Source organism: Aeromonas sp. HMWF014 (genome assembly GCF_963878295.1).
Taxonomy (GTDB): Bacteria; Pseudomonadota; Gammaproteobacteria; order Enterobacterales; family Aeromonadaceae; genus Aeromonas; species Aeromonas popoffii.
In genome coordinates, this window is sequence record NZ_CAWNYS010000245.1 from 1 (window position 1) to 6,571 (window position 6,571).

Consider the following 6,571-nt stretch of genomic DNA (forward strand, 5'->3'; position numbering starts at 1 on the left):
AGCAGACGCTGCCACTCCTGATAAAAACGTGGCTCCGTGGCCGTGGTCTTGATGGTTTCGATGCCGGTGACGGCCTCCGTCAGGAAGCTGGTGGCATCGGCATCCGCCTGATACTCGGCCTCGACCCGCTTGTGCACCAGAGGGCCAATCAGCAGCCACAGCAGAAAATAGACGAGCAAGGAACCCAGCACGCAGCCGGTCAAGACGGGGGCGTAATGGAACATGACGCCGACAAACAACAGGATGAAGACCAGATCCAGCACCAGCATCAGGGTGGAGCCGGTGAGGAACTGGCGGATCTGGGCCATCTCCTTGACCCGGGCGATGATCTGGCCGGTCTGGCGCGCCTTGAAATAGTCGATGGGCAGGCCGACCAGATGGCGATAGAGCTTGCCGGACAGCTCGGCGTTGACCTGATTGGCCAGATGGCCGAACACCTGGCCGCGCAGAAAGCTGTAGAGCGGCTCGGCGCAGGCCAGTGCCAGCATGGCCAGGGCCAGCACTTGCAGGCTGCCGAGGCTGCGCCCCACAAGCACCTTGTCGATGATGTTCTCAAACAGCAGCGGGCTGGCGAGGGCAATGAGCTGCAGCACGATGGCGAAGCAGAAGACGTCCCGTACCTGCTTCTGCTGGCGCAGTACCGCCGGGCTGAACCAGCCCAGCCCGAACTTGACCTCGGCCGGGGTGAGATCCTGCTGGGCCAGCAACAGATAGTGCCACTGCGCCGCCTGCGTGGGGCTCGGTAGCGGTTGCAGGCTGCTGGCGCCAGTCGCAGGATCAAACAGCTGCCAGCCGTCCTGTGCTATTGCGGTGATCGTGAACCAGCGCCCCTCCCGCTTGAGCAGCGCCGGCAGTGGCAGTGCCGCCAGCGGGCAACCCGGCCCCTGTGACAGAGCGCTGCGCAGGCCGAGCCGGGCGGCGGCCTCGCGCACCGTCAGATCTTCTGGCGTCAGATCGCAACCCATGGCGTGGGCCAGTTGCCCGGCATCCGCCGCCATCATCAGCTGATGGGCGGCATGGGCGAGGGCGTCCAGGGCGCCATTGGCGATGGGCGCAGGGTCCTTCACGGGGGCCTCGCAAGCCGGTAAAGCGTGCGTCATGGTCATCGCTCCCGCAGTGCCTCGGCCTGGTATTCACGGACTGGGCTTAGCAGGTAGTCGATCACCCGGCGCCTATCCGTCTTGACCTCTGCCACCACCGACATGCCCGGGGTGAGCCGTACCGGCTGATTGTCTATCTGCATCTCACCCCGGCTCAGCTTGACCCTGGCGGGAAAGACCAGCCCCAGCTGCTCATCCGTGGTGGCATCGCGCGACACGCTGACCAGCTCGCCATCTATGGTGCCGTAACGGGTATAGGGGAAGGCATCCACCTTGATGCTGACTGTCTGCCCTTGGTGCACGAAGCCGATGTCCTTGTTGAGGATCTTCACCTCGGCGTACTGGACTCCCTCATTGGGGACTATGACCAGCAACTGCTGGGCCGGTTGCACCACGGCGCCCTGGGTGTGAATGGCCAGCTGCTGCACTGTGCCCGCCACCGGGGCGCGAATGACCTCCAGATGCTCCCGCTCGCTCAGCTTGGCGAGCTCCTGCTCGATGGCGGTCAGTTGCAGTTGGGCCTGCTGGCGTTTCTCAATCCACTCCCGCTGTTTCTGCGCCTTGAAACCGGCCAGCCGTTCCTGCAGGCTCTGCTGCTGGGATTGCAGTACCTCGAGCTCGGCCCGTTGCTGGGCGAGCTGGCGCTGGGTTTCCAACAGCTCTTTCTCCTGCTCCAGATATTCCACCCGTGAGATGGCCTGGGACTCGCTCAGGGTCCGGCGCGCCTGCAGGCGGGGCCGGATGTTGGCCAGCAGGGTCGTGAGGGAGGCCATGTCCCCCCGTCGGGCGGCCTGATTGGCCTGATTGACCCCAAGCTCGGCCCGCAGGTTGTTGAGGGTGCTCCGGTACTCGTGCAGCTCGCTCTGGTGGTTCTCCGCCAGCGCTTGCTGCTGCGCCAGGGTGAGCCTGGTGTAGTCGGGGTGCTGGGTGACGGCTTGGTTGCCATAGAGCGCCTGATAACGGATCAGGGTCTGATACTGGAACGCTTGTTGCTCACGCAACCGGCTCAGGTCCTGGCTCACCCCCAGGGTGTTGAGGGTCAGCAGCGGCGCGTTGGCAGCGACCGCCTGGCCGTCTTCCACGTGAATGGTGAGCACCCTGGCCTGTTCGTAGGACTGGATAATCTGGCTGCGGCCAAAGACCAGCAGACGCCCGCTGGCGGTGGCCTGGATATCGAGCTGGCCCCAGCAGGCCCAGAGCAGGGTGAGCAGCACACCGGCGCTCAGGGTGAGCGCCGTGATGCGGGCAAAGGGGGAGGGCGGCGTCTCGGCCAGCGCCAGATGGGCGGGCAGGAAGCCGTAGTGGGTCTCCTGCTGCCGGGCCGGACCGGGTTGGCGCAAGCGGCTCAGCCAGGTGCGCAGATTCATGGGGTCTCCTCGTGCAAGTCCTGTTGTAGCTGCCACAGCCTGGCGTAGTGCTGCCCCAGTGCCAGCAGGCTGGCGTGGTCGCCCTGCTCCACTATCTTGCCGCGCTGCAATACCAGGATGCGGTCGCAATGGCGCACGGTGGAGAGGCGGTGGGCAATGGTGATGACGGTGCGGCCGCTGGCGATGTGGCGCATGTTGTGCTGGATCCGCGCCTGGGACTCGTCATCCAGGGCGCTGGTGGCCTCGTCGAAGATGAGGATCCTGGGGTCTGCCAGCAGGGTACGGGCAATGGCCAGCCGTTGGCGTTGACCGCCCGACAGCGAACTGCCCCCTTCCGCCAGCACGGTGTCGTAGCCAAGGGGCAGTCGCAAAATGAACTCATGGGCGCCTGCCAGGGTTGCGGCCCGTATGATGTCGTCCAGGCTGGCGTGGGGCACCGACTGGGCTATGTTGTCGCGCACCGACTTGTTGAACAGGTGGTTTTCCTGCAACACCACCCCCATCTGCTGGCGCAGGTGGGCAAGGGGGATCTGCTGGATGGGCTGGCCATCAATGAGGATCTGCCCCAGCTCCGGCTGATAGAGCCGTAGCAGCAGACGGGCCAGGGTGCTCTTGCCCGAACCCGAGCCGCCGACAATGCCCAGCGTCTCGCCAGGGGCGATGGTGAGGGAGAGATCGTCGATGGTGAGGGGGGTATCCGGTTGATAGCGAAAATGCACCCGCTCCAGCACTATGGCGCCTGCGTGGATGCGGCCATCCCCATCGCGCTGATGTTCCGGGGGGAGGTTGAGCATGTCACCGAGTTTGTCTACCGCGATCCGGGTCTGGATGAACTGACCCCACAGCTCGACCAGACGCGATAGCGGCTGTGCCACGTGGCTGGCCATCATGTTGAAGGCGATGAGCTGGCCTATGGTGAGCTGCAGCGCGATCACCTCGCTGGCACCGAGCCAGAGCACGCCGACTGTCACCAATTTTTGCAGCCACATGACCCCGTGCTGGGAGGCATTGTTGAGTTGCTGTACCCGGTAGCCAGCCTCCACCATCTGGCGGGTCTGCTCATCCCAGCGCCGCACGAAACGCGGCTCCAGCGCCAGGCTTTTCAGGGTCTCGGCCCCGGCGACCGTCTCGTTCAAGAAAGCGGTGTTGGTGGCCGCATGGCCAAACTGCTGCTCGACCGCCTGCTGCATGCGCGGCGTGATCCACCAGGCGATCAGCACATAGGCAGGAATGGAAAGCAGGATCACTAGAGTGAGCATGCCGGAGAGGCTGGCCATGACGGCCAGGAAGACAAACATGAACAGCACGTCCACCGTCAGGGTGAACAGGGTGCCGGTCAGGAATTCGCGTATGGTGTTGAGCTCCTGCACCCGGGTCACAATGGCGCCCACCTGGCGACGCTTGAAATAGAGCAGCGGCAGGGCAAACAGGTGCTGCACCATGCGCAGACCGAGCTGGATATCGATCCGGTTGGCGGTGTGGGCATACTGATATTCCCGCAATCCGCGCAGGCAGACCTCCACCAGGGCCGTGATCAGCAGCCCGAACACCAGCACATCCAGGGTTGCCCAGGCTTGGTGCACCAGCACCTTGTCCATCACCACCTGAAAGAAGAGCGGGGAGATGAGCGCCAGGATTTGCAACACCAGCGAGAACAGCAATATCTCGCCGAGCAGGCGTTTTTGCTGCAAGAAGGCGGGGATGAACCAGCGGATGTCGAAGCGTCCCTGCCGTTTGCCGACCTCGAGCAGGCGGCCATCCCAGCGTGCCAGCAGGGCGTCTTGTGCTATGACTTGCGGCTTGCCGACTGCCGGATCCAGGATCAGCGCCTGTCCACCCTGGCGCTGGGCCAGCACGAACGCCTCGCCAGAGGGGCTTAGCAGTACCACCGGCAGGGTCAGTTTATCGAGTTTGCGAGGGGGGATATGACGCAGACGAATGCGGGCCCCTGTCTGTTGTTGCAGCGTATCGACAATATTGTCAAAGGTATCGTCTGGTGTGGGTGCTATATCTTTAGAGGGACAACCCTGCATCCCGATAATAATATTGAGACACGCTAAAACAGACTCTTCGCTCGCCGTCATAATATATCCGTATGCCGCTGTGACACCCCTCCTGTTTATATGGGGTAAGGTGGCCTGTTGCAGGCAGGGCGCGCATACTAACGAGTCATTTTTTCACTGTCAAATATTATCTTGACTGATAGCCTGCATGATAAAATGGCCGCACCCACTCAGCTAATAACTCATTACATAATACCAAGACATTAACCTTAATGATTGAGTTGATATTTGTGTTGACATTTTAATTCTGTTTTCAGGTCATTGTTTAATTGAACCTGAGAATGATTTCAAATATGGTAAATATAGTGAAAAGCAAAATGTTAACCTCGTGTTATTTTACATGGGGACATTCTTTTCTTTTTTTTGTCGTTATGTTTATTGATAATGGAATTTATATGACAGAGCAGTTTGTACAGACAGTATCCAGCGTCAACTATAACAAGGGGATCTTCTCGCTCTATTTCGTCGGACAAGATCCGCTGAAGATGGCGCAAGGTGTCATGGCTGAAAGCGATAACGAGCTGATGCTGAAACAGACGGTCCATATACCTGCAGCTGGCTTTATGTATATGGTTTCAATGATAAAAAATATGCTTGAAGATCCGCGCATGGCCGCCGAGTTTGACAAGTTGATCGCCGCAGGTCTGATCCCGTCAGCCCCCTCTGACGAGCCGCAAGCCGCACCGGCTGCCACAGCACAGGCCGCGCCGCGCAAGAAAAAATAATGTTCCGGTTGGGGATCCAATGAGCTTGGTATTGCAATCAACGGAACCGAACTGGCAACAAAATCAACATATGCTGGGGGGCGTTATGCTGCTGAGTCAGCACTCCTCCCTGCACCGGCGTTATTCCGTCGCCGAGTGGCAGCAGCGAATATTGCCTGCCTTTGAATTGAACCAGTTCAGCTATTATGAAGACGCACAAGGACGCCCGGTTGCATTTTGCAACTGGGCGTTTGTCTCTTTATCCATTCGTGACACCTTGCTGGCCGCCGAGCGGGAGCTGATCCGTGAGGATTGGCAATCCGGCAACCATATTTTTATTCCCGAGATGATAGCGCCTTACGGACATGCCCGCGCCGTGGTGAGCGATCTGCGTCGCCGGATATTTTTGCCATGGAAAGGGCAGCGGGTCTGTACCGTGCGTGGTCATGTTCATGCCGAACGTGGTCATTGTGTGCGCAGGGTGCAGTGGTTTTCCATTTAATCATAATGAGTTAATACATGGGACAGAGTGTATGGAGAAGTATTGAGTACTTCTTTACCGGTAATTACACGGCAGATGATGGCAATAATGACATCGATGCCGTTGGCTTTGGCGGCGTCATCCGTGCCTATGGCGGTGACGATACGATCAAAATCGGCTCTATTGGCGCCACCGTCTATACCGGCACGGGGAATGACAGCGTGTACGGCGGCGCCGCCTACCTCAAGGTGGTCGACGAATCCGGCAATCTGACCGTTAAGGGGGCGGCGGGCTATGCGGACATCAGCAAGTCCGAGTCGGGCAATATCCATTTTGCCGGTGCCAGCGGCGGCACCAAAATTGATCACCAGGGGCGCGAGGGCGACATCCGCTATCAGGGGGCGGTCTTTGCCAACTTCCTGACCCGCAAGGGGATCAGTGGCAACGTGAGTTTTGAGGGGGCCGGCGGTTACAACAAGCTCTGGCACCAGACAGACAGGGGCGATTTGACCTTCAGCGGTGCCGGGGCTGCCAACCAGATAGATCGTACCTGGCACAGCCAGTATCAGGGATCGCGCGGCAACATCAGCTTCCATGGCGCTGGCGCGGCCAATATCATCAGCTCCCAGGTGGAATCCGGCAACCTATCCCTGAACGGGGCCGGGGCCTACAACAAGGTGTTTCGCAAGGGACGCGAGGGAGATGTCACCTTCAACGGCGCCGGCGGCTGGAACGAGATCTCCCGTCTGCGCCATGAGCATGATGCCTATCTGCAGACCCGTGGCGACATCCGTTTCATCGGCGGTGGGGGTTACAACCGGCTGCTGTCCGATGTCGCCGAGGGTAACATTCACTT

At 60.1% G+C, this 6,571-nt stretch carries 6 protein-coding genes; 3 read left to right on the forward strand and 3 right to left on the reverse strand.

The window, feature by feature from the left end; translation table 11 throughout:
* The 3 genes from AAC083_RS09965 to AAC083_RS09975 all read right to left on the reverse strand — a co-directional run.
* On the reverse strand, positions 1-1,100 hold a 1,100-nt coding region (locus tag AAC083_RS09965; protein ID WP_258224649.1), incomplete at its 3' end, for an ABC transporter transmembrane domain-containing protein.
* Positions 1,101-1,102: 2 nt separating this feature from the next.
* The gene (locus tag AAC083_RS09970; RefSeq protein WP_108536498.1) at positions 1,103-2,467 is read right to left on the reverse strand and encodes an HlyD family type I secretion periplasmic adaptor subunit; all 1,365 of its coding nucleotides are present in this window, start codon (positions 2,465-2,467) and stop codon (positions 1,103-1,105) included.
* Positions 2,464-4,551 carry a peptidase domain-containing ABC transporter gene (locus AAC083_RS09975; RefSeq protein WP_108536499.1) on the reverse strand — a complete coding sequence of 696 codons (2,088 nt, stop codon included), beginning with the start codon at positions 4,549-4,551 and terminating at the stop codon, positions 2,464-2,466. Before AAC083_RS09975 ends, AAC083_RS09970 begins: the two co-directional genes overlap by 4 nt.
* A 374-nt stretch (positions 4,552-4,925) precedes the next feature.
* Between AAC083_RS09975 and rtxH the strand changes: the two genes are divergently transcribed.
* The 3 genes from rtxH to AAC083_RS09990 form a co-directional block, all read left to right on the forward strand.
* On the forward strand, positions 4,926-5,255 hold the full coding sequence (gene rtxH, locus AAC083_RS09980) for a protein RtxH (protein ID WP_181364706.1): 330 nt from the start codon (positions 4,926-4,928) through the stop codon (positions 5,253-5,255).
* Between the two features lie 85 nt (positions 5,256-5,340).
* Positions 5,341-5,736, forward strand: a complete 396-nt coding sequence (locus tag AAC083_RS09985) for a toxin-activating lysine-acyltransferase (protein ID WP_275929653.1) — start codon at positions 5,341-5,343, stop codon at positions 5,734-5,736.
* A 17-nt stretch (positions 5,737-5,753) separates the two neighbouring features.
* Positions 5,754-6,571, forward strand: an 818-nt coding sequence (locus AAC083_RS09990; RefSeq protein WP_146181642.1) for a hypothetical protein, incomplete at its 3' end; no start/stop codon positions are given.